We start from the raw sequence: 24,141 nt of genomic DNA, 5'->3' as shown, positions 1-24,141 counted from the left end.
CATTAAAAACTGATACTTAATTTTAGATCATAACTAATAAAAGCTTTCAAATTTATTCAAATGAGAAAAACGTTTTACTTTTTAACCCTCTGTGCGGGTTTAAGCACCAATCTTTTTGCTCAGGATCAAAAAGCAACTGTAGAAAAAATAGTAACCGAAGCAACCGGAAATTCACAACTTAAAGTATTAGCTCATGAACTTCTTGATGTTGTGGGACCGCGCCTCGTTGGTACACCCGAATTAAAAGAAGCTCATGACTGGGCTGTGCAAACCTATACCGATTGGGGAATTTCTGCAGAGAACCAACAATGGGGTGTTTGGAAAGGTTGGGATCGCGGTATCACACATATAGATCTTGTGAGTCCACGTAGCGTAAGTCTTGAAGGTATGCAGCTTGCTTGGAGCCCTTCTACTTCTTCAAAAGGTGTTGAAGCAGAAGTTATAATTCTTCCAGAAGCTAAAGACTCGTTGAGTTTTCAGAATATGCTAAAACAGGTTAAAGGCAAATTTGTTTTAATCTCTATGCAGCAACCTACAGGAAGACCTGATGATAACTGGGAAGAATGGGCTACACCAGAATCTTTCGAAAAAATGAAAAAAGATCGGGATGTTCTAAAAGATGCTTGGGATGCTCGTATTCAAGCAACCGGATATTCCTCACGTGAATTGCCTAAAATTTTAGAAGAAGCCGGTGCTGTAGGTGTTATCACCAGCAACTGGTCTCGTGGTTTTGGTGTAAACAAAGTATTTTCTGCATATACAGATGATATCCCGATGGTTGATATTGCTTTAGAGGATTATGGCTTACTTTATCGTCTTGCAGAATATGGCGACAAGCCAAGCATTAAGGTAGTTGCTCAATCTAAAAATCTGGGTGAAGTGCCAACTTTCAACACCATTGCTCAAATTAAAGGAAGCGAAAAGCCTGACGAATATGTAATTCTTTCTGCTCATTTTGATTCTTGGGATGGCGCACAAGGTGCTACAGACAACGGTACCGGAACTTTGGTCATGATGGAAGCTATGCGTATTCTTAAAGAAGTTTATCCTAACCCCAAACGTACCATTCTTGTTGGCCATTGGAGTAGTGAAGAACAAGGTCTTAACGGTTCTCGTGCATTTGTAAAAGACCATCCGGAGATTGTTGCCGGCGTTCAGGCTGTATTCAATCAGGATAACGGGACAGGTCGTGTTGCTAATATTTCAGGAAACGGATTCTTAAATGCTTATGATTATGTAAGTAGTTGGTTAAATGCTGTACCTGATGAAGTAGCAAATATTGAAACTCATTTCCCTGGGGCTCCAGGTCGTGGTGGTTCTGATTATGCTTCTTTTGTAGCCGCAGGCGCTCCTGCTTTCAACTTAAGTTCATTAAGCTGGAATTACTGGAACTATACGTGGCACACCAACCGCGATACGTATGACAAAATAGTTTGGGATGATTTACAAAACAACGCTATTCTAACTGCCGTTCTTGCTTATATGGCTAGTGAAGATTATGATAAAACATCTCGCGAACAAATTGTTTTACCGGTAAATAAAAGAACCGGAGCACAAATGACTTGGCCGGAACCGCGTGATGCTAACCGTCGCGGTGGACTGGATGACTAAGGTTAAAATATAGAAAACTATATAAAAATGCTCTGGGATCACTCAGGGCATTTTTTATTTCAGCTTAACGCGTTCTTTCATTTTTTCTACAATATTGTAGGCTGCAGGGCAAATAGCAACATTTTTCAATGTGATATTTGTTATCTGCTGAAATTTCTTTCGATCTGTGTGTGGGAACTCTGCACAAGCTTTTGGACGCACATCATAGATCATACAATAGTTATCTGCTCCCAGAAAAGTACAGGGTACTTCCTGAAGCACATAATCGTTATCTTCATCTATACGTAAATACGTGTCTATAAACTGTGCATCTTTCATCCTAAAATGCTTTGCAATACGGCTCACATCACGGTCTGTAAATAAAGGCCCGGTAGTTTTACAGCAATTGGCGCATTTTAAACAATCTGTTTCTTCAAATTCTTCATCGTGTAATTCCTGCATCTGGTAATCCAGATCTTTAGGCGGTTTACGCTTCAGCTTTTTAAAATAGGCAGCATTCTCTTTATGCTTATCTTTGGCAAGATTAGGCAACTGCTCAATAAATTCATCCATACCGCAAAAATACGCATTTAAATCCCCTTGATTTTATGACCAAAAAAGATTCTCAAAACCCTGATATTTTTGGTCAGGCGTTACTCGATTTCCACACTGATAATTACACCGAAGATATCACCGTTATCTCTTCGCTTACCGAAGATGATGAAATACCAGTTCCCTATCTTTTTAGAGATTTTGATGCTATGCCTCTAGTAGAGCAAGAAGCTTTAAAACTTGCTAAAGGAAAAACATTAGACATAGGTTCTTGCGCCGGAAGTCATAGTCTGTATTTGCAAAATAAGGGAATCGATGTCACTGCACTGGATGTTTCTCAAGGAGCGATTAGCGTCTGTCAAAAACGTGGAATATCAAAAACTATTGAGTCTAACATTCTAAGCTATACCGAAAAAAATTACAACACCTTGCTGCTTATGATGAATGGTAGCGGCATTTTTGAAACCTTAAAAAACACGCAATACTATTTAAAGCATCTACACAGTCTTTTAAAAACAGGTGGTCAGATTCTTATTGATTCTTCAGACATTGCTTTTATGTATGAGGAAGAAGATGGCAGTTACTGGCGTGATGCGAGCCGTGAGTATTATGGCGAAGTAACATTCAAAATTCAATATAAAAACCAAACCTCAGAAGCCTTTGACTGGTTGTATATTGACTTTAAAACTCTGAAATCCGAAGCTGAAAAGGCTGGCTTTAGCTGCAAAAAAATTATCGATGGACCTCATTACGACTATCTGGCCCAACTCATAAAACTATAACGGAAAAAACACCGTACATAGTGTTATAGGTTACATTGCACTAAAAACATCATAAACTAAATACAACAAGACACGAACCTTAAACGTTTAGTTACTTTTGAAAACACTCAAATTCATTTTAATGACACTTAATAAAATCACCCCCTACCTTACAATTCTTTTTACATCCTTAATACTTTCCTGTTCAAGCGATAATGATTCAGCGGCAACGACTACAACAGACCCTACACTTGCAAATAAAAAAGCGCTGGGTGCTTCAGCAAGAGATTTTTTAAGTGCTGAACAATTCACTTCTATGAATGTTGAGATTGCTTATGTAGAAGGTTTTAGACCTTCTAATACAACGCTTAGTAACTTAAGAAATCTTTTCTCTCAACGCTTAAACAAACCAGACGGTGTTATTTTTACTGAAACAGTCGTACCTGCTTCTACTGTAGGCGCTTTAAATCGGGATGAATATACTAAGATAGAAGAAGATAACCGAACCGTTTTTAACGTTGGTGATGAGCTTGGAGTTTGGGTTTTCTTTACTAATGAAAACTCAGAAAGTGATGAAGGCAACAGCCGTATTCTAGGTACTGCTTACCGCAATACTTCTTGTATTATTTTCGGCGAAACGCTTAGAGATTTCAGCCGTGGTATTACAGGACCAAGTCTTACACAACTGGAAACAGTTACTACTGAGCATGAGTTTGGCCACCTTTTTGGGCTGGTAAATCTTGGTACTCCAATGGTGCGTGATCACGAAGATGAAACTGCTGATGATGACGGAGAAGAAACTCCTAACAAACACTGTAATCAAGACAACTGTCTTATGTACTTTCAAACAGTCGCAGATGCAACAAGTACTACGATGAATGGCTTACCTACCTTTGGCGAATTTTGTCAAGAAGACCTAAGAGCTAATGGCGGAAAATAGATTAGCAGCTGCTTTAAAAAAACAAAAGCTTCGGGAGGTCATCCAGAAGCTTTTTAAGTTTATAGAAAATTAAGACTAGTCTAAAACCAAGTTTGAAGTAGCAATCATTTTACCACCATCAAAAATATTGATCTTATATAATCCCTTTGGAAAATCATCTCCTTTAGGTGCAATATTCTCACAAATATCTAAAGCTGTTTTCTCATAGTAGAATTTTGAAATTGCACTATAAGTAACGCTTGTTACACTGTCTATAGCAATTGTCTTGTTTGCTCCTAAAATATTATTTTGAGGATCTAACACCTGAACATAAAGTTCACGATCTCCAGCATCAGCGATTCTGTTTTGAGGTATTGTAAAACACGCTCTGATACGGTCTATACGACGTGCTCTGTCATTCTCTACCAGTTTACCACTGTTTCTGATAATAACACCAGTACCTACTAATTTACTTGCAGATAAACTTGCTCCTAAAGCTACTTTTTCAGCTAACTCATCTTTTACCATATTAAGACTGTCTCGTTTCATTTTTGAAACTTCAAGCTCATAAGTCGTACTGTCAACCTGCATAGCAAGCATCTTGTTCATACCTTTTAAACTGTCATTCTGAGCAAAAAGATACTCGCGCTCTTTTTTAAGTTTATAAACCTCATCACGGTAACGACGCAATACAGATACATTAGCTTCCATTTTCTGAACAGAATCAATCAAAACCTGAATACGATCACGAGCTTGATTTAATTCGGTATCTTTTAGGTTATTCTCTTCGATTACCGCGTCATACTTAGTGACCATTTGTTTAAGATCATTAAGAACCAGTTCTTTTTCTTCTGTTAATTCTGCTTTTGTATTTTTCTCTTGGTTGTAGAGTTTAATTGCAAAAGCACCGGCTACAACAAGAAGCACGGCAAGTATTCCCGTAACTATCTTTATACCCGTATTCTTATTCTCATTTTCCATAAATAACTATTGTTTGATTAGCGTAGGCTTGTACCTATTTATATTTTAACGTTAATGCTGATTCAAAAGTGTGTAAAATTGTAAAAACAGCCACTATAATTTACTGTTTTTTAACGAAAAACAGGACTTACAACTGCTCTTAAAAAGCACCCAAACTTACAAAAAAGACAAACACTGCATCTTTAATTTTTTATTAATAACTCAGCCAAAAAATTGCATAACTGTATCTTTGAACTATGAAAGAAAATCACAAACGCGCGGCTATACTTTTTGGAGTTCTCGCAATAATTGCTGTTCTAATTTTATTTATCAATGCAAGTTTTGGTAAAGGCCTTCTACTAGGTTTAGGTTTTGCAGCCATCATTTATATCTTACGCAGCTTTTTACCCAGAAGACATTAAATAGGTTTCAGAACATTTTGATTCCTCCTAATTATAGTGTCATAAAATATATAGCAATTCTTTAGCACTGGTAAGCACTCTGAACTTAGAATGATTTATTTCGTCATCAACCTGCTCATGACTCCACGTGGTATGAAACGGAATATGAAACGCATAACCTCCCATCGCCAATACCGGAATTACATCAGACTTTAGCGAATTACCAATCATTAAAAATTCTTGAGGTTCTATATCAAGATGTTTAACCAGTTTTTTATACTGTGTTTCTTTTTTATCGGAAACAATCTCCACGTGATGAAAATAATCAATTAATCCGCTTTTAATAAGTTTACGCTCCTGGTCAAGCAAATCACCTTTAGTAGCAACAACCAACTTATATTTTTTAGAAAGCTCTTCAAGAACTTCTTCAATATAAGGTAAAACTTCAACTGGTTCTGCCAGCATCTGTTTTCCTTTATTTAGAATAAATGCAGTTGTTTCGGCATTCATACTATCTCCCATTAACCGATGTGCAGTTTCGAGCATAGATAACGTAAAGCCTTTTATACCGTAGCCATACGTATTCAGGTTTCGTATTTCCGTATCCAGAAGCTTTCGTACGATATCTTCTTCGTCACCGTAATCTGAAAGATGTTTTGCAAAAGCAATTTCTGCATCTCTAAAAAAGGTTTCATTTACCCAAAGCGTATCATCTGCATCAAAAGCGATAACCTTTATTTTATTTAAATCCAAATTCTCAAAATTAGAAGTTGCTTAAAAGTACTTAAAAAATAGGACCTCACTGTTTAAACAATGAGGTCTTATTTTATTTTAAAAGTATATAAATACTATTTTTTCTTTTTCATTTTATTGAGCCAAATTAAGGTTCCCGTTACCGGCAAACTTGTACCAATTAAACATGCGAGAAAGTAAATGAACTTAGAAAAGAATCCAAAAACTTCTCCCGTATGCAGGGGTTTTACCAAAGAAGCCAATTGCACATTAAACGGCTTATCACTAAATTTTTCTACAGCAAGCACCTCTCCTGTTTTTGAAACGTAAGCCATATCTGAAATAGAAGGTGACCAACCGTTAGCATCACGCTTTCTAATGCTAAAAAAATCATTTCGCTCTCCCGGTAGGTTTATAGAAACATCTCCCGGGTAATCAAAAATTGTATCTGCAGTATTTAAAATTTCAGGAAGACTGATTTTTGAAGCTTCTGCGCTTTCGATAATTTGAAATTCTGGAGAAGAACGGTTAAATATTTTAGTCCCTATAAGATTCCCTAAACCCACTCTATATCCTTCAAAAGACCAACATAAACCAGTGATTCCCATTATTATGATAAAGATCAAAGCGTAAAAACCCAGTGTGTTATGCAAATCATGATTCACACGTTTCCAATTGGCTTTTGTTTTAATTTTAAAACCGCTTTTTACATTTTTCCATTTTACTTTCTTCGGAAACCATAACACAAGACCGGTTATAGAAAGAATTAAAAAGATGATGGTTGCTACACCTACTATTGGTCTCCCAATCGCTGAATCTAAAAGTAACCAACGGTGCATTTTAAAGAAGAAAAAACAAAAAGCATCTGCAGGATTTACCGCTGGTTTTAAGCGCTCTCCAGTATATGGATTTACCATCATAATAGTACCGCGGCGCTCTTTAGGATTTTCTTTTACTGTAAAAACGTAAGCCTTGTCTGAAGCCTCGGGAATGCTTATACTGGTTAACACGCCACTATTTTCTGTTGTGATTTTTTCTTTTAAAACCGCTACACTTATTTTTTCACCTTTTGGGTCTATAACTAATTCATCTGCAAAGGCATCTTTAATCTCATGTTCAAAAGCAAGAATAGTTCCGCTAAGACAAACCAAAAACAAAATAATTCCGCTAGCAAGTCCCAGCCAGAGATGCACATCATTGATAAATTTTCTAATGGTGTAGGTCTTCTTATTTTTCATTTTAGAGTTTAAAAAAGTTGTCTATAGCAATATTAAGAATAGCCTTCAAGAATTTTGTTTCACAGTCTAATTTGTAAAAAATCATTAGCGCAAACTATTTTTCAAGTAGTTGCAAATATAAAACGGAAAATACTTTTGAACTATTTAGACTTAATAAATTCAACATGAATCAACTCTTCTGAACTATACATTTATACACTATATAATTACAAAAAGAAGCACTTCTTCTAAAAAGAATTTTTATCTAAAAAAAACTGCCTAAATACTTTTTAGACAGCCTCTTTTTAATATCCAAACCAGTTTTTATCGAACCAATTTTTTATACTTAATACGTTTTGGCATTAAATCACCACCTAGACGTTTCTTCTTATTTTCCTCGTAATCAGAAAAACCACCTTCAAAGAAATAAACTTGACTATCGCCTTCAAAAGCTAAAATATGTGTACAAATTCTATCTAAGAACCAACGGTCGTGAGAAATAACAACGGCACAACCCGCAAAGTTTTCAAGTCCTTCTTCAAGAGCGCGCAGTGTGTTCACATCCAAATCGTTAGTAGGCTCATCCAATAGCAATACGTTTCCTTCTTCTTTTAGCGTCATTGCAAGATGTAAGCGGTTACGCTCACCACCGGAAAGCATACTCACTTTTTTATTTTGCTCGTTTCCACTAAAATTAAAACGACTCAAATAAGCTCTCGAGTTCACCTCTTTACCTCCCATTAACACAAGCTCCTGCTCATCAGAAAAATTTTGCCAAATGGTTTTATCAGGATCAATATTACTATGACTTTGGTCAACGTAGGCGATTTGAGCAGTTTCTCCAACGGTAAAGCTTCCTTTATCCGGTTCGATTTCGCCCATAATCATTTTAAAAATAGTGGTCTTCCCTGCTCCGTTGGGACCTATAACACCTACTATTCCAGCCTGCGGAAGGGTGAAATTAAGATCCTCATAAAGCAATTTATCCCCAAATGCTTTACTCACGCCGGTAGCATCAATTACATTAGTCCCCAAACGTGGGCCATTAGGAATATAGATTTCTAATTTCTCGTCTGTTTGCTTTTGATCTTGAGATAAGAGTTTATCATAATTGCTCAAACGTGCTTTCTGCTTCGTCTGACGGCCTTTAGCTCCCTGACGTACCCACTCTAGCTCACGTTCCAGCGTTTTTTGACGCTTAGACGCAGTCTTGCTTTCCTGTGCCATGCGTTTGGACTTCTGGTCTAACCAGGAAGAGTAATTCCCTTTCCACGGAATACCTTCTCCCCTGTCTAATTCTAGAATCCATCCTGCAACATTATCTAAGAAATAACGGTCGTGTGTTACTGCAATAACCGTTCCTTTGTATTGCGCTAAATGATGCTCTAACCAGTGTACGCTTTCTGCATCCAAGTGGTTGGTAGGTTCATCCAGAAGCAATACATCGGGTTCCTGAAGCAATAAGCGACATAAAGCCACACGACGCTTTTCACCACCAGAAAGCACTCCTACCTTTTGATCTGCAGGTGGCGTACGCAATGCATCCATCGCAACTTCGAGCTTATTGTCCAGTTCCCAGGCACCACGCGCGTCAATCTCGTCCTGTAAGACGGCTTGGCGTGCCATAAGTTTATCCATCTTGTCTGGATCTGAGTACACTTCTTCAAGACCAAAAGAGTCATTGATTTTATTGTATTCTTCCAGAATGGCTACTGTTTCAGCAGCGCCTTCTTTTACAATCTCAAGTACCGTTTTTTCAGGATCCAACTTCGGCTCCTGTTCTAAATAACCTACACTAAATTCCTTATCTGAAGTAACCTCTCCCTGAAAATTAGTATCCAATCCTGCAATGATTTTCATCAAAGTGGATTTACCGGAACCATTAAGCCCTAATATTCCAATTTTTGCTCCATAAAAAAAGCTCAAATAGATTTTCTTAAGTACAGGGGTATTCGCACCGGAATAGGTTTTGCTTACCCCGGTCATTGAAAAAATTATCTTTTTATCGTCACTCATAATGTATTCAGTATTAAAATCTTGTTTTTTTTATAAAAACACCTAAAACTCAGGTGTATCCTTTCTAATCAAGTTAAGAGAATTTATTGGCTATATTAAGCCCAGAAGCCTAAGAATAATTGCAAGCTGACCGGTGTGATAAGCATTATGCTCTATAACCAGCATCAGTTCACGCAAAACACGCTGTTCCTCCCCGTGTTTAACCACTTGCAACAAGTCTGTATTTTCATCTTCAATAAAAGCCATTAAAAGCTTTCGATCTTTAAAAAACTCAGACACTAATGATTTCCATTCTTCTTTAGTTTTAGCCTTCTTTTCAGCCGGCCAATAATCTTTAGGCCAACTCGGCATTGCATACGACTCGGCTAAACAAAAATTCAATATATCTTTTTGTGCGTAAGCCATATGGTAAAAAACCTCATAAAAAGAATAAGGCAAACCCACAGGACGCTCACCACTTTTTTTATAGGAGATGTCCTCAAGCAGATCCTCAACATTTTTAAAGGCTTCTCCGCCGTGAAGATGTCTTAAAAGTTGCTCTTTAAGTAATTTTTGTGCCATTAAACACGACCTTTTAATGCATTAAAAACCCAGGCAATTGCAAAAAACCCAATCCCAACTGAGGCAAAACCCCAACCGGCAACTTCATTGTATCTAAATGCACCTAGAAATATAAGACCAAGTCCCACCACAATCATTATAAAAGTAGCCCAACTCAGTACCGTATTCTTATTCATCATAGTTTTGATTTTTGTGCGTCTTTGCATCGAAGCATAGAGCGCAAATATCGCATTTTTCATATAAATAGTAGCGTGTATTGAGATATCGATTTCGTATTTTCGTTACCACACAATGCTACGTTCTAATTATTTCAGTTTATTACCTATTTGCATAAAGACCATTAATTAAGAATGTTTAAATTTTATAGATGGATATCAAATTCAATAAAAACGAAGATCATAATAAGCTTCTTGTTTCAGACTTAAAAAGAAAATTTGCTCAGGTAAAACTGGGCGGAGGCGAAAAGCGTATCGCAAAACAACACGAAAAAGGAAAGCTTACCGCACGGGAGCGTATCGACTTTTTACTCGACAAACCCGAAAAAGCTATTGAAATCGCTGCATTTGCCGGTGAAGGTATGTATGAAGAACACGGTGGTTGTCCCAGCGGAGGCGTTGTGGTTAAAATAGGTCATATTAGTGGCAAACAATGTATTGTTGTAGCTAACGATGCTACCGTAAAAGCAGGCGCCTGGTTCCCCATAACCGGAAAGAAAAACCTTCGTGCACAAGAATTGAGTATAGAAAATAAGCTTCCTATCATTTATCTGGTCGACAGCGCAGGTGTATATCTGCCGATGCAAGATGAGATTTTCCCTGATAAAGAACATTTTGGGAGAATCTTTAGAAACAATGCGATAATGAGCAGTATGGGAATCACGCAGATTAGCGCTGTGATGGGAAGCTGTGTCGCCGGTGGCGCGTATTTACCTATTATGAGTGACGAAGCGATGATTGTAGACAAAACCGGAAGTATTTTTCTGGCTGGTAGTTACCTGGTAAAAGCGGCAATTGGAGAAAGTGTTGACAATGAAACCTTGGGTGGTGCTACTACACATTGTGAAATAAGCGGCGTTACCGATTATAAAGCAACTGACGATCGTGATGCTTTGACACGTATTAAAAATATAATGGGGAAAATAGGTGATTTTGATAAAGCCGGTTTTAATCGTGCTTCACCTGCTAAACCCAAAGAAAATCCTCAGGATATCTATGGAATTTTACCTGCTAAACGCAGTGATCAATACGATATGAACGAAATCATCAAACGTCTCGTTGATGATTCTGAATTTGAAGAATACAAAAAAGGCTACGGTCAAACGCTTATTACGGCTTATGCTCGTATAGACGGTTGGGCTGTAGGTATAATTGCTAATCAACGAAAGATTGTAAAAACTAAAAAAGGTGAGATGCAGTTTGGCGGAGTGATTTATAGCGATAGTGCTGATAAGGCTACGCGTTTTATTGCCAACTGTAATCAAAAGAAAATTCCGCTCGTGTTTTTACAAGATGTTACTGGCTTTATGGTAGGTAGCAAAAGTGAGCACGGTGGTATTATTAAAGATGGCGCTAAAATGGTTAACGCCGTTAGTAATAGTGTGGTTCCTAAATTCACAATCATTATAGGTAATTCATACGGCGCAGGCAATTACGCGATGTGTGGTAAAGCCTATGATCCGCGGTTGATCGCGGCATGGCCTTCTGCAGAATTGGCTGTGATGAGCGGTAATAGTGCCGCAAAAGTTTTACTTCAGATAGAAACGGCTTCCTTAAAAAAGCAAGGAAAAGAAATCACTCCGGAAGTTGAAAAAGAACTTTACGACAACATCAAAGCGCGTTACGACGAGCAGGTTTCGCCGTATTATGCTGCATCTCGTATCTGGACCGATGCAGTTATAGATCCGCTTCAAACCCGTCACTGGATTTCAACAGGAATCGAGGCTGCGAACCACGCCCCTATTGAGAAAAAATTCAATCTAGGAATTATACAGGTTTAATAGCTATGAAAAAAACAAGCTCTATTGTTATAGCTGTAATTTCATTCTTAATATTTGGAGGAATTAGCTTTTACTTAGTATCAAAATTATTTGAACCCGATGTTCAAGAAACTTTAATTGAAGTTGCTCTTGAGCTTAATAAACAAGCTCCTATTCAAGTTGATGAAGAAACACGTCTGGATAGCGCTACAGTAACCGGAGACAAGATCTTTGATTACTACTATACGCTTATATACCGTTCAGACATGGTTAATAAAGATACTATTGCTAAATACATCAAACCAGGCATAATTGCTCAACTAAAATCTAGTCAAGATATGAACTATTTTAAAGAACATGAGGTCACCTTAAATTATAACTATTATGGTTATGATGGTAAACATGCCGTATCATTAAAAATAACTCCAGATCTCTATAAAGATTAAACTAACTTCAGAAATTAACCTCCTCCAACTCTCATGCTTTCTACTCAGAAAAAACCCAATGACATACTCTATAACCTAGATTATTTCTTTGAATTATCTCCAGATGTAATGTGCATAGCTGGATATGATGGATACTTTAGAAAAGTAAATCCTGCGCTTATCACTACTTTAGGATATACCGAAGAAGAATTATTTGCCAAGCCCATTTATCATTTCATTCATGAAGATGACAGGTCTATTACAAGTAAGAAGCGACAAAGCCTATTAGAAGAAAATGAATTAACACAATTTGAGAATAGATACATTCACAAAAATGGAAGTGTCGTTTGGTTTCATTGGTCTTCAATCGCACTAAAAAAAGAAGATATTATCTATGCGGTAGCAAAGGACATAACCTTAAAGAAAAATATAGAAATAGAACGAAACCTTCTACTGAAACAACTGAGTGAAAGCAATAAAGATTTAAAGCATTTTAATTATTCTAGTTCTCACGATTTAAGATCACCGCTGAGTAACCTCATAACACTGCATCAACTTATTGATGAATCTAAAATTAAAGATCCAGACACCCTAGAATATGTAAAATTACTTCGCATTTCTACTGAAAACTTAAATGATGTAATAACGTCATATCTTGATGGGTGGATAAAAAAGGATCGTCTAAACCTTAAAACGAAATCTATAGATTTTGAAAAAACTTTAAACACTACGCAAGACTCAATAAAGCAACTCATTGAGAAAAATAATGTCACTATACAATATGATTTTAAGAGCGCTCCTTCGGTGGTTTTCAACCTAAACTTTTTAAAAAGCATTTTTCTTAATCTAATTACAAACAGTATAAAATACGCTAGACTAGACTTAGCTTCTGTTATAAATATTCATTCTTTTAAATCTGAGAACAATATCAAACTAGTGTTTCAAGACAATGGGTCTGGTATAGATTTAAAAAGTGCAGGTGATAAAGTCTTTAAACTTCATCAGCGTTTTCATGATTATGAAGATAGCAAAGGCATAGGATTATATCTTGTTCACAACCATATTACAAGTTTAGGTGGCAACATTGAGATTGAGAGTAAGCTTAACGAAGGAACTCGATTTACATTGACTTTTAAATCCTAATCTAGATCTTTTTTAAGTTTCAAACTTAATTCGTTCTTAAGTCATGAATATAACCTGTGTTATATTCTCAATTAATTTCACTAAATCGGTTAAGTGGCTACAAGTTAGTATGCTCAAACTATTCTATATTTGCAGATTTATAGACATTCTATTTGCTAGAATGATAAATGAAAACACATTTATATGTTTAAGAAGAGTCTGATTGCATTAGCTATAGGAGGTTTTGGGATAGGTATGACCGAGTTTGTGATGATGGGGATTCTACCTGATGTAGCCAAAGATCTCAATGTCACCATACCTCAAGCAGGACATTTTATTTCTGCTTATGCTTTAGGGGTCGTAATTGGTGCTCCAATTCTTGTAGCTATTGCCGGAAATTACCCCCCAAAAAAGATTCTATTCTCTTTAATGATAGGCTTTACTGTTTTTAATTCTTTTTCGGTTTTTGCATCTTCTTATGGCCTCATGCTTATTTCCAGATTACTATCTGGTCTTCCTCATGGAGCTTTCTTTGGTGTAGGTGCAGTAGTTGCCAGCAGACTTGTACCTAAAGAAAAAGCAGCTAGTGCTGTTGCTATGATGTTTAGCGGACTAACAATCGCCAATATTATAGGGATTCCTTTAGGAACCTATGTAGGTCACAACATTTCGTGGCGTTATACTTTTATGATTGTCGTAGCCGTAGGATTGGTAACTGTTTTAGCTATTAAATTCTGGCTTCCGAATATTGAAAAATCAGAACCCATACCTTTAAAACAAGCACTTAAGATTTTTAAACGCACTGAACTCTGGCTCATCTTGGCAATCACGGCTGTAGGTACAGGTGGCTTTTTTGCTTGGTACAGTTATATCACACCACTATTAACCGACGTAAGTGGCTTTGATAGTGATATGGTGATTTTTATCTTGATGCTTGCCGGTCTAGGGATGACCTTTGGTAATGTTTTAGGTGGAAAATTAGCAGATAAATTTTCGCCAATTAAGGCTACCGCGTTACTATTAAGTGTGATGAGTCTTTGCTTGATTACAATTTCTCTAATAGCACCTATACAATGGGCGATGTTACTAATGGTTTTTGTTACAGGCGCTTTTGCTTTTTCAACTGCCCCTTCTATACAAATGCTTATGATAAAGTCTGCAAAAGAATCTGAAATGCTAGCCTCTTCAGTAAATCAAGCTGCATTTAATATCGCAAATGCAGTAGGTGCATTTTTAGGAGGTTTACCTATTGCGGCTGGATATGGTTATACCTCTCCAGAACTTGTAGGAGCCTGTTTAGCCTTTGGAGGTGTTTTACTTTCTATAAGTGTAATTGTCTTGCGTAAGAAAAGAGCTAAGCTTGCCCTAGAGCAAGCTTAGACTGTCGCTTTTTTAATCAACTAAGATGAGTTCTTCCTGACGCTTATTGATGTATTTAAAGCCTTTTGGCCCCCAGAATCCATCTTCTTCAAGCATTATGCGGATGTCTTTATTCCACTCTGAGATATTTACGGTGGTATTGAGCTCAATGGCGTATGCCGTATTCTCAAAAAGTTTATAATCTCCCGTTCCCGGAACGCCATCTTGCGAATCCCACATTCCAATGGTAGGACCTGCAGAATGGCCATAAAGTCCTAATGGATGCGTATAAATAGATGGGCGTAACCCCTCAGCTTTAGCTTCAGTTAATGATTCTTTTAAAATCATGTTTCCGGTTTTTCCGGTTTCAAAATTGGAAGTAAAAATATCCTGTACCTGATTCCCTTTGGCAAAAGCGTCAACTAAAAACTGCGGAGCTTGCGTTTCGCCATCTTTTAAAACGTAAGCGTGTTCTTGCACATCTGTATTCAATCTCAAATAACTGATTCCAAAATCACAATGGAGTAAATCACCGGGTAAGATTACCTGACCTTCATTATGATTGGTAAAAGCTGTGATATGATTTTCTAAAGGTTCATCAGACCGCTGAATATCTATTGTAGGGTGAAACCAGGTTTCAAGTCCCATATCGGTCACTTTTTGTCTTAAAAACCATACGACATCTTCTGTGGTCGTTTTACCAGGGATGATCACTTTTGAACTAAAAGCTTCCTGAATAATAGTATGAGTAATGCCAACTAATTCCTCAAAAAGTTGCATCTCAACTGCACTACGAGTCTCTATCCAACCTACAGCAAGGGGTTCTGCGGAAACAACCTTAGATTTAAACGAAGATGGCAAAACATTCATAAATGCATCATAATCTGTTTTTGAAATCCCATCTGCAATCCCATAATTTTCTGAATAATTAAGAGCTATTTTTTCAGGATTATGCACCTCTATAATCTTTATCAAAGCCTTCCACTGATCTGGCTCTTCTTCTTTATCCCAAGCTGATGTGATGTTGTCACCAATATTGTAACGCGCCACAGCAAGTTTTTCTGCTTTAAATTTAGTATCATCATAAGAGAAGACGAGAATAGTGCGTCTTCTTGCATTTAACCACGTTGATGGGAGCATTGTTTTTACAACAGGATCTTCATTGTACTCACGGGTTATTAAAATCCACATATCAATACCGGTACGATCCATGATATCTGGTAAGACGTGATCAAAACGATCTGCTAAAATCTTATCGATTAAAGATGCCCGGTCGCGCTCGGGTAAAATCTGACTTTTTAAGGTTTGGGTAGCTGTAATAAAGGCAAGAAAAACTAGGAGAATATAACGCATGAATCTATGTATAAGTATTCCCGAAATTACGCATTAACCCCTAATAAAAAAAGGTGCTCAGAGCACCTTTTTGTTTGAATATTATTTTAAGTTTTTCAGGGCTTACCTCGAAGACATAAGTTGTTTCCTATTAACACCTTGAAGAATTTACTCAATGTCAATTACTCATTATCCCGTTTCTTTTTTCGTTTTCTTACAGCACTGGTTGAAAAGTCCATTTCCATAAACTTAGTGAGTTCTTCTTCTGTGAGTATAGATTTCAAATCGGTTTTAAATTCGTTTTGCATACGCTCAAAATCTTTACGCAAAGTCTCTTGATCTTTAACCTTATCTTTCTGCAAAGCCATTACTTCATTATAGTAATCTTCAAGATAAGCACGCAACACTTCAGTTTGAAAAGGATCTAATTCAAATTCCGCTACATAATCAGGCAAACGCTCTTCTGCAATTTCTGCTGCTGTTGGCGGTTCTTCTGTAGGTCCTTGTGGAGTTTGACTAGCTCCCATTCGACTACTCCCCATTCGGTTACGGCCATAACCACCGTACCCGCGCCCATAACCGTATTGAGCTGATAAAGATTGAATTGATAAAAGTGTGATTGCGATTATAGCTATGTAGCGCATAATTAAAATTTTAGCCAAAGATAATAAGTTTAATTCGAAAAGAACGAATTGTCTTTTCCGCATTGATTTGAGCATAAACTATGCCTAAATTTCTTCTGCCGCTGTCAGACTTTTTAAAATCGAGCCACGTTTAACCTTACCGGTCTCTGTTCTTATAAATTGCGGAGTACAATAAATCCGCTTGGGTGTTTCATATTTACCAAGAACTTCAAAATTAAGTCTGGAAGCATCAAAACTATCACACTCAATTACCAGAATCAAACGCTCTCCTAAAGCATCGTCAGGCTCACTACCCACAATAAAAGGAATATCTATCTGGTGTGCTAATTTCTGTTCTATAGTCTCTGGATAGAGTTTTATACCACCACTATTTATCACATTATCTACACGACCTAACCACAGGAATTTTTTGTAGGAGATGAGATCAACCAAGTCGTTTGTAATTACCGGATCTGTCGCAACTTTTGGAGCTTTAATAACAAGACAACCTCGATCGTCTTTACTCACTGTCACTTTATTAAGTGTCTTAAAAGGAGGTTCAATATCTCTATGCTTTTTTGAGTTTATACGTCTCACAGCAATATGAGTGACCGTTTCGGTCATCCCGTAGGTTTCATAAATCTTAGCCGAACTATCTTTTACCAACTCTTTCAACGTTTGAGAAAACGGACCGCCGCCAATGATCAACTTACCCAAAAGATGTAAACGTGCAATACTATTATCAAGCTGAAACGGAGTCATAGCCGAAAAATCGTAACGCTTTAAAACCTGATCTAAAGGATTAGATTTAGGCGGTACCAAGTCTAACTTCCAGCCTAATATAACCGCTCTTACAAACATCATCTTGCCAGCTATATATCTGGTAGGCAAACAATGTAAAGCTGTAGAACCGGCTTCTAATTTAAATCGCTTTCCGGTTGCTTTTGCACTGTTTACCATGTGTCGCTTAAGCAACTTGATGCTTTTTGGCGCTCCGGTAGACCCTGAAGTATTCACCAAAACATAATCTTTATCGTTAAGCCAGTCTAATATAAACTCACCCAACTCTTGCTCATAAAGCTCTCCTGTTTTCTGAATCTTTAAAGCAAACTCCTTTAAGCCGGAAGCTTTGAGTCGCGTGCCATTTAACTGAAATTCTGAGTGTACAGGATATTTAGACATCACATTAGGATTTAATCTGTAACCAAATTATCTTCAAGTTTTGTTGATTCTGGTTCTTTTACAGAACCGAATAATTTTTCTTTCCAGCCGGTCCATTTGTATCTATATGCTAAAATCCCTAAAAAGATAGGATAAATTATAAGAACAGGAAAGATTATTTCTAACGCACTTGAACTACCTGCTGTAGATTTAAAAATAGCGTCAGTTTGTAAAGCCGAATAATCTGTAGTTACTAAAACTGCTGCTAAAAAGTTATTTCCTAAATGAAAGCCTAAGGCCATTTCTAAACCTTCATCCATTAAAGTCATAATACCAAGCAAAAATCCAGTTCCGATATAAAACACCATTGTTATTGCTCCCATCTCAGCTACTTCTGGATTTGCGGAATGAAACACCCCAAAGAGTACACTGGTAACTATTAACGGAAACCATTTTGATTTTGAAGCGACCCCTAGCTGTTGCATTAAATACCCTCTAAACAACCACTCTTCGAGACCTATTTGAAAAGGAAACATCAACAAACTAATTACAAATAATATTATAAAATTAGTTAGGTCAAATTGAAGAACATAATCTTCCGGAGTCAGATAATAAGAAATGAAGAATCCAGCTATTGTGAATATTAAAATCAAACTTAATGAAAAGGCAAATCTCTTAAAATCAAATTTTGATCTTGAAGTTGTCAATGAAAGTATACTTCGATTATGCAAGTATTTCACTAGGATAAAAAGCAAAATTAGAATAGGAATAAATACCCCTAAATTTAATATTAGATTGATATTAGCAGGAATACTTTTCAGCATTTCATACATCTTATCCATGTCTTCCTGACTGGTAAATAAGAATGCTATAAAATTTAAAATAAAAATACCCATTACCAGAATAGTTGTAATCCCAACTTTCCATTTGGCATTATCTCCTTTATAAGCTTGTTCTATAAACATAAATTAAAATTGAAAGCTCCAGTTTTGTTGTGCATTGTACCACAATTTGCCGTGCTTAATTTCTAGAGGGGAAGATACATTATTTGTGTACAATCCGCCAGTACCAAGACCTTGAGGGATTGTCGTGTTTTTTGAATGTGTATATTGAGCAATCGCATTGAGCCCAATGTTACTTTCTAGCGCAGAAGTGATCCACCAGCCTATGCCCTGCTCTTCTGCAAGTTGTATCCAAGTATCGCATCCGCGGAAACCTCCTACCAGACTGGGTTTTAAAATAATATACTGAGGTTTAATCGTTTGCAGCAATTCTTTTTGTTTAGCATAGCCAAAAACACCAATCAACTCTTCATCTAAAGCAATGGGTAAAGGTGTTTGATCGCAAAGTGTAGCCATTTTTTTTTCTTGGTGTTGCTTGATGGGTTGCTCGATTGAATGAAGATCTAAAGCTGCTAATCTTTCTAATTTATGTAAAGCTTCAGCGGGAGCAAAAGCGCCATTTGCATCAACACGCAAGGTGATTTTTTCTTTCGGAAACTTTTTTCGTATACCTTCTAACAACTTGATTTCGGTATCAAAATCAATAGCGCCAATTTTCATTTTGATACAATCAAAACCGGCTTCTATCTTTTCATTAATTTGATCTTGCATAAACTGAGCTTCGCCCATCCAGATCAAACCGTTTATCGCAATGCCCTCATCTCCTTTTGTAAATTCTGAAGAAAAAAGCTCATATGGATTTTCTGCATTGAATGACCTGAAAGCCATCTCAATCCCAAATTGAATACTAGGAAAACCCTCTAAATTATCATAAAGTGTTTGCTCACCTAGATGGATGTTTTTACAAGCCCACTTGAGTGTTTCTTCATAATCTGGGCGATCGTCAATACTGAGACCGCGTAGAATTCCACATTCTCCAAAACCTGTTTTTCCTAATTCTTCAATTTTGATAAACCAAGTTTCCTTTTGTGTCATAACGCCCCGCGAAGTTCCGCTGGGGAGTTTGAAGTCTAGAACATATTTTTTGTAAGCTGCTTTCAAAAGCTTTTTTTTAAAGTTCTAATAAACCGCCAATTTCTAGTAGTGTAAGTTCTTTTTCAACTGCAGAAAATGCTTTTTTAGCACCTTCGTGATCAATTTCTATATATCCAAACGTATCATAATGACACCCTAATATTTTATTACATTCAATAAAATCACTGGCGCGCACGGCATCTTTAATTCCCATTGTAAAATTGTCTCCAATAGGTAAAATAGCCAGATCCAGATCAAAATCTAATGGAATCAGTTTCATATCCATCGTCAGTGCTGTATCGCCAGCCATATAGATTGTTTTCCCATCTATACTGAATATAAATCCGCCAGGCTGACCACCATAGCTTCCGTCAGGAAAAGAACTGGTATGAATGGCATTTACATATTTTACTTTCCCAAAATCAAACTCCCAGCTTCCGCCGTGATTCATAGGATGTGTTTCAATTCCTTTATCTGCATAATGATTTGCTATCTCATAATTACTCACAATAACAGCATCTGCTTGTTTGGCGATCGTTTCGGCATCTAGCGTATGATCTTGATGCGCATGGGTTAAAAATATATAATCTGGATTTAAAGTTTTAATATCAATCTTATCTTTTGCAAGATCGTTTCCGGTAATAAATGGATCAGTAAGTATCGTTGCGTTTTCGGTTTCAAAACCAAAACAGTTCTGACCATAATAGGTGATTTTCATAATTTTTTCTCTTTTTTAATTGACATTAAATTTCGACAAGGAAAGCCTCAACAGAAAATCTCGCGCTATAAGTTTTCGTTAAAAATAACTTAGAAAAGGAAGCCTACAGTAAAGAGTAGCGAAAAGAAAAAAGTGGATAGTGCTACTTTTTTTAATTCAGGATCCAATAATGCCGGACTTTCATTTTTAGCGACATAAACCAGATGCTTGAATAAGGGGATAAAAACCAAAAAGGCAACAGCAGACCATTTGTAGGTTTGGGTTAGCTGAAAGAAAACTAAACTGGAAACAAAAGCGCCTATAATTAAAAAATAATGATAGTATTTTACATTTTTAGCACCTAATGCTACAGCTAATGTATTCTTGTTAGCACGTGCATCACTCAATCGATCACGCATGTTATTGAGGTTTAAAACTGCAATACTTAACAAACCAATAGTTATTGCTGGAAAGAAAATCAGAGGCTCAAGATTCACAGCATACAAATAGTAACTACCCACAACGGAAACCAAACCAAAAAATAGGAACACAAATAAATCGCCCAATCCTCTATACCCATACGCACCTTTACCTACTGTATATTTTATAGCTGCCAGAATAGCGAACAGTCCCAATCCAAAAAACAATACTGATTGTAAAAAATGTGCAGAACCAAAAGCAGTATATATCAAGGCTGCACTTATTAGAAGAGTGAGTAATGCCATAAAAGCCATTCCATTTTTAAGCTGCTTAGCGGTTAACAAGCCGCTTTGCATGGCCCGTGCGGGACCAATACGCTCATTATTATCTGTGCCTTTCATTCCGTCGCCATAATCATTCGCAAAGTTTGAAAGTATCTGAAAGCCCAATGTAGCCAACAATGCGAGAATACAAATATCCCATCTAAATACTCCGGCATTATACGCCAAAGCACTTCCTACAATTATTCCAGAAACTGATAAAGGCAAAGTGCGTAAACGCGCAGCAGAAACCCACGCTTTAACTCGTGTCATAAGGTAGTGTTTAGTGCAAAAATAAGCTTATCTATTCCGATAATAAAATTCTAGAATTGATTTAATGAGTCTGTTAAAAACTAAATCGAAACCCCTGTAGTAAGCTTCATGTTGATTATTTTCACTTTATTGATATTTCAAAAATTATCAATAAACTTGGGTACAACCCAAGCGGTTATTTTAGGAAAAGATTAGGCTAGCTTTAGTTAATATTTAATACCCGTAGAAATCGTTCATTAGGTTGCTTTTGTACCTTGATTTTAACTAACCAAGACTAACTTAATGGATACTTCTTACTTTTTTAAAAATACCGATCTGATTATCGAGTCCCTAATAGGAACTATTCTAATTTTTATTTTAATAGTAATCTATACGCGTATTTTTGGACTCAAAAGCTTCAGTAAAATGACTGGTTTTGACTTTGTCATAACCGTTGCTATTGGTAGTATTTTAGGAATTACCATCAATTCTGGTAATCCTTCTGTTTTATTAGGCGCAGCAATTCTGCTAATTTTATATGGACTAAATTATGCAGTTACCGTATTGCGCTATAAATCAGAAAAAGCAGAAGACCTTATTGATAATAACCCACTTTTACTTATGGAAAACGGTGAAGTAATTTGGGAAAATATGAAGGTTAGTAAAGTCACCGAAGCAGAACTGCAATCCAAATTACGCGAAGCAAATGTTATTAGACTTAAACAAGTAAAAGCAGTCATTCTCGAAACTACGGGAGAAATAAGTGTTCTACACACTAACGATGAAAGCATTCAAGTTGAAGACTATATAATGGATGACGTTATTAGAAAGAAATAAACTTAAAATACAAATAAAAAACTGTATACTAACGACTGGAATACAGGATAGCACAGGGTGCAAAACTTAAAAAACTCGAGTATCTTAATGAAGATTTGAAATAATATACATAAAACGAAATCGATATCATAATCGATTTATATTTTAAATCGACTATACCTAACTTATTTATTTGAATTAGCCATCAAATAAAAAACGGAATCTCTTTCTAAAGATTCCGTTTTTTAATATTCAATATTAACTCCTGTGACAGACTAAATAATATAGTTAGCAACACCTCCGTCTACACGCAAAGCTGCACCGTTTGTCGCTGAAGATAACGGACTCGCAACATAAACGACCATATTGGCTACTTCTTCGGTTTCTGCAAAACGCTGAATAAGCGATGTGGGTCTACGTTCTTTAAAGAATTCTTCAATTACAACATCTAAGCTAGTGTCATTTTCTTCTGCTTGCTCTTTTAATCCTTTTTCGTTCGCTCTACTCATTGTAGGTCCTGGCAATACACTATTTACTGTTACATTAGTCCCTTTACTCAATCGTGCTAATCCACGAGAAATAGAAAGCTGTGCTGTTTTACTGAAACCATAATGCACCATTTCAGTCGGGATATTCAATGCTGATTCGCTAGAAATAAATATGATTCTTCCTTCATTCTTTTTCAGCATCATAGGAAAATAATGTCTTGCTAAACGCACTCCACTCATCACATTAACTTCAAACATTTCAAACCATTGATCATCTGTAATATTTTCAAAATCTACTTGATTGAAAATTCCAACATTATTTACAAGGATATCTACCTCAGGGATTTCTTTCAATAAATGATCTATATGATCCTTTTGTGCAAAATCTGCAACTATGCCTGTAATTGCATCATTTCCGGTTTCTTTCTTCAGCTCTTCAATAACTCGAGCGATATCATCTGCTTTACGCCCATTTATAATAACTGCAGCTCCTTCTTTAGCTAAGCCTTTAGCAATCGCTTTTCCTATACCAGCCGTAGAACCAGTCACTAAAGCTGATTTTCCTTTCAATTGTAAATCCATTTTATTTTTTTTAGTTGTTTTATTCTATCTCAAAGTTACTAAACTGGATCACGACGTAAAATTTAACTTTCTGAATCTCAAAACAAAATAAATCAAACAACAAACTACTAATCAGATATTTAGATTTACAAATTATGTGAAATTTTAGATTTTAAACTTAACACAGCTTAACAAAACGCACGATATTTTAATAATTCATAGGCAAAACTGCCTATGAAATACCGCTAGCTTAGCAGTAACATTAAAATGTAAAAAGATGAAACGATTATTTTTATATACGAGTTCTGCATTATTAACGCTTGCTATTACAGCTTGTAATACTGATGCTAAAAAGCAAGATTTAGCGGAGACTAAGACCGAAGTAAAACTTGAAAAACCACAACCACCAGAAGAGGTTATTCCTGAAGGTTACAAATTGTATAAAAGCTCAACGCTTATAAATGACTGGAAGGTGAGTTTATTACACCCAGACCGTGCATCTGTTGATGCTTCAGGCAGCCAACTCTCTGTAAAATATTCTGGCGAAGACAACTCATTTTATGGAGGCCTAACTGATGGTTTTATTATGAATATGACCATGTTGAACAATTCAGATTCAGAGAAACATATAAAAAATAATACTCCTGAAAAAATAGGAGATTATGATGTTTATACCTATCAAGCTCCCAACAGTATTGGTACTGCACGAGTAGATCATTACTTAATACGAATTACTCCAGAAGATGAGACCGAAGCTGTATATGCTGATTTTGCTACTGCTATAAAAGGTAAACTAAGCAGCGAGTATGAGACGATGATAGAAAAGATTTTTGAATCAATGACATGGACTAAAGCCACTGAATAACTTTAAAAAATCATAAAATTAAAGAGGCGCCAATTATGGC

25 protein-coding genes are annotated in these 24,141 nt (G+C 36.4%); 10 read left to right on the top strand and 15 right to left on the bottom strand.

Features of this window, described 5'->3' with window-relative positions; translation table 11 throughout:
• Positions 1-60 precede the first annotated feature (60 nt).
• Entirely contained in the window at positions 61-1,611 is a 1,551-nt protein-coding gene (locus tag BUB91_RS12385) for a M20/M25/M40 family metallo-hydrolase (protein ID WP_073099601.1), read from the top strand.
• A 54-nt stretch (positions 1,612-1,665) separates the two neighbouring features.
• On the opposite strand, the gene BUB91_RS12380 is transcribed toward BUB91_RS12385, so the two are convergent.
• A complete protein-coding gene (locus BUB91_RS12380; RefSeq protein ID WP_073099600.1) occupies positions 1,666-2,163 on the bottom strand; it encodes a YkgJ family cysteine cluster protein in 498 nt (165 codons plus the stop codon).
• A gap of 35 nt (positions 2,164-2,198) precedes the next feature.
• Here BUB91_RS12380 and BUB91_RS12375 point away from each other — a divergent pair, with 35 nt between their 5' ends.
• Together BUB91_RS12375 and BUB91_RS12370 are read left to right on the top strand one after the other, a co-directional pair.
• Positions 2,199-2,924 carry a class I SAM-dependent methyltransferase gene (locus BUB91_RS12375; RefSeq protein WP_073099598.1) on the top strand — a complete coding sequence of 242 codons (726 nt, stop codon included), beginning with the start codon at positions 2,199-2,201 and terminating at the stop codon, positions 2,922-2,924.
• Positions 2,925-3,045: 121 nt separating this feature from the next.
• The gene (locus tag BUB91_RS12370; RefSeq protein ID WP_073099596.1) at positions 3,046-3,843 is read left to right on the top strand and encodes a hypothetical protein; all 798 of its coding nucleotides are present in this window, start codon (positions 3,046-3,048) and stop codon (positions 3,841-3,843) included.
• A 75-nt stretch (positions 3,844-3,918) separates the two neighbouring features.
• On the opposite strand, the gene BUB91_RS12365 is transcribed toward BUB91_RS12370, so the two are convergent.
• Positions 3,919-4,803 carry a hypothetical protein gene (locus tag BUB91_RS12365; RefSeq protein WP_073099594.1) on the bottom strand — a complete coding sequence of 295 codons (885 nt, stop codon included), beginning with the start codon at positions 4,801-4,803 and terminating at the stop codon, positions 3,919-3,921.
• Positions 4,804-5,039: 236 nt separating this feature from the next.
• Between BUB91_RS12365 and BUB91_RS21055 the strand changes: the two genes are divergently transcribed.
• A complete protein-coding gene (locus BUB91_RS21055) occupies positions 5,040-5,204 on the top strand; it encodes a hypothetical protein (protein ID WP_164917875.1) in 165 nt (54 codons plus the stop codon).
• 39 nt (positions 5,205-5,243) lie between these two features.
• Here BUB91_RS21055 and BUB91_RS12360 read toward each other — a convergent pair whose 3' ends face one another.
• The 5 genes from BUB91_RS12360 to BUB91_RS12340 form a co-directional block, all read right to left on the bottom strand.
• Positions 5,244-5,936, bottom strand: coding sequence for an HAD family hydrolase (locus BUB91_RS12360; RefSeq protein ID WP_073099592.1), 693 nt, complete (start codon positions 5,934-5,936; stop codon positions 5,244-5,246).
• A 95-nt stretch (positions 5,937-6,031) separates the two neighbouring features.
• Entirely contained in the window at positions 6,032-7,153 is a 1,122-nt protein-coding gene (locus tag BUB91_RS12355; protein WP_073099589.1) for a PepSY-associated TM helix domain-containing protein, read from the bottom strand.
• Positions 7,154-7,456: 303 nt separating this feature from the next.
• Positions 7,457-9,148, bottom strand: a complete 1,692-nt coding sequence (ettA, locus tag BUB91_RS12350) for an energy-dependent translational throttle protein EttA (protein ID WP_073099588.1) — start codon at positions 9,146-9,148, stop codon at positions 7,457-7,459.
• Positions 9,149-9,238: 90 nt separating this feature from the next.
• Positions 9,239-9,709: a DinB family protein gene (locus BUB91_RS12345; RefSeq protein ID WP_073099586.1), complete on the bottom strand. Its 471-nt coding sequence runs from the start codon at positions 9,707-9,709 to the stop codon at positions 9,239-9,241.
• Positions 9,709-9,885 (bottom strand): CAL67264 family membrane protein, encoded by a 177-nt coding sequence (locus tag BUB91_RS12340; protein ID WP_241652655.1) that lies wholly within the window; start codon positions 9,883-9,885, stop codon positions 9,709-9,711. Before BUB91_RS12340 ends, BUB91_RS12345 begins: the two co-directional genes overlap by 1 nt.
• Before the next feature lie 191 nt (positions 9,886-10,076).
• Here BUB91_RS12340 and BUB91_RS12335 point away from each other — a divergent pair, with 191 nt between their 5' ends.
• The 4 genes from BUB91_RS12335 to BUB91_RS12320 all read left to right on the top strand — a co-directional run bounded on the left by BUB91_RS12335 (position 10,077) and on the right by BUB91_RS12320 (position 14,611).
• On the top strand, positions 10,077-11,705 hold the full coding sequence (locus BUB91_RS12335; RefSeq protein WP_073099582.1) for an acyl-CoA carboxylase subunit beta: 1,629 nt from the start codon (positions 10,077-10,079) through the stop codon (positions 11,703-11,705).
• A 5-nt stretch (positions 11,706-11,710) separates the two neighbouring features.
• Positions 11,711-12,130: a hypothetical protein gene (locus BUB91_RS12330; RefSeq protein ID WP_073099580.1), complete on the top strand. Its 420-nt coding sequence runs from the start codon at positions 11,711-11,713 to the stop codon at positions 12,128-12,130.
• A gap of 33 nt (positions 12,131-12,163) precedes the next feature.
• Positions 12,164-13,252 carry a sensor histidine kinase gene (locus BUB91_RS12325; protein ID WP_073099579.1) on the top strand — a complete coding sequence of 363 codons (1,089 nt, stop codon included), beginning with the start codon at positions 12,164-12,166 and terminating at the stop codon, positions 13,250-13,252.
• A 183-nt stretch (positions 13,253-13,435) separates the two neighbouring features.
• Positions 13,436-14,611, top strand: coding sequence for an MFS transporter (locus BUB91_RS12320; RefSeq protein ID WP_073099578.1), 1,176 nt, complete (start codon positions 13,436-13,438; stop codon positions 14,609-14,611).
• A 12-nt stretch (positions 14,612-14,623) separates the two neighbouring features.
• Here BUB91_RS12320 and BUB91_RS12315 read toward each other — a convergent pair whose 3' ends face one another.
• The 7 genes from BUB91_RS12315 to menA all read right to left on the bottom strand — a co-directional run bounded on the left by BUB91_RS12315 (position 14,624) and on the right by menA (position 21,392).
• Positions 14,624-15,943 (bottom strand): M24 family metallopeptidase, encoded by a 1,320-nt coding sequence (locus BUB91_RS12315; RefSeq protein WP_073099576.1) that lies wholly within the window; start codon positions 15,941-15,943, stop codon positions 14,624-14,626.
• Positions 15,944-16,104: 161 nt separating this feature from the next.
• A complete protein-coding gene (locus tag BUB91_RS12310) occupies positions 16,105-16,566 on the bottom strand; it encodes a hypothetical protein (protein WP_073099575.1) in 462 nt (153 codons plus the stop codon).
• Positions 16,567-16,650: 84 nt separating this feature from the next.
• A complete protein-coding gene (locus BUB91_RS12305; protein ID WP_073099574.1) occupies positions 16,651-17,727 on the bottom strand; it encodes an AMP-binding protein in 1,077 nt (358 codons plus the stop codon).
• Between the two features lie 11 nt (positions 17,728-17,738).
• Positions 17,739-18,671: a CPBP family intramembrane glutamic endopeptidase gene (locus BUB91_RS12300; protein WP_073099572.1), complete on the bottom strand. Its 933-nt coding sequence runs from the start codon at positions 18,669-18,671 to the stop codon at positions 17,739-17,741.
• A gap of 3 nt (positions 18,672-18,674) precedes the next feature.
• A complete protein-coding gene (locus BUB91_RS12295; protein ID WP_073099570.1) occupies positions 18,675-19,709 on the bottom strand; it encodes an o-succinylbenzoate synthase in 1,035 nt (344 codons plus the stop codon).
• A gap of 10 nt (positions 19,710-19,719) precedes the next feature.
• Positions 19,720-20,400 (bottom strand): metal-dependent hydrolase, encoded by a 681-nt coding sequence (locus tag BUB91_RS12290; protein ID WP_073099568.1) that lies wholly within the window; start codon positions 20,398-20,400, stop codon positions 19,720-19,722.
• Positions 20,401-20,489: 89 nt separating this feature from the next.
• The gene (gene menA / locus BUB91_RS12285) at positions 20,490-21,392 is read right to left on the bottom strand and encodes a 1,4-dihydroxy-2-naphthoate octaprenyltransferase (protein ID WP_073099566.1); all 903 of its coding nucleotides are present in this window, start codon (positions 21,390-21,392) and stop codon (positions 20,490-20,492) included.
• Between the two features lie 282 nt (positions 21,393-21,674).
• Here menA and BUB91_RS12280 point away from each other — a divergent pair, with 282 nt between their 5' ends.
• Positions 21,675-22,208, top strand: coding sequence for a DUF421 domain-containing protein (locus tag BUB91_RS12280; RefSeq protein ID WP_073099565.1), 534 nt, complete (start codon positions 21,675-21,677; stop codon positions 22,206-22,208).
• Positions 22,209-22,462: 254 nt separating this feature from the next.
• Here the strand turns inward: BUB91_RS12280 and BUB91_RS12275 are convergent, their stop codons facing one another.
• Positions 22,463-23,257: an SDR family NAD(P)-dependent oxidoreductase gene (locus BUB91_RS12275; protein WP_073099564.1), complete on the bottom strand. Its 795-nt coding sequence runs from the start codon at positions 23,255-23,257 to the stop codon at positions 22,463-22,465.
• Between the two features lie 256 nt (positions 23,258-23,513).
• Between BUB91_RS12275 and BUB91_RS12270 the strand changes: the two genes are divergently transcribed.
• A complete protein-coding gene (locus tag BUB91_RS12270) occupies positions 23,514-24,101 on the top strand; it encodes a hypothetical protein (RefSeq protein WP_073099562.1) in 588 nt (195 codons plus the stop codon).
• The last annotated feature ends 40 nt before the right edge of the window (positions 24,102-24,141 follow it).

Origin of the sequence: Leeuwenhoekiella marinoflava DSM 3653, from assembly GCF_900129005.1 — a bacterium.
GTDB classification, from domain to species: Bacteria; Bacteroidota; Bacteroidia; order Flavobacteriales; family Flavobacteriaceae; genus Leeuwenhoekiella; species Leeuwenhoekiella marinoflava.
Note: the sequence above shows the minus strand (reverse complement) of the source record. Positions and strands in the feature narration are given on the sequence as shown.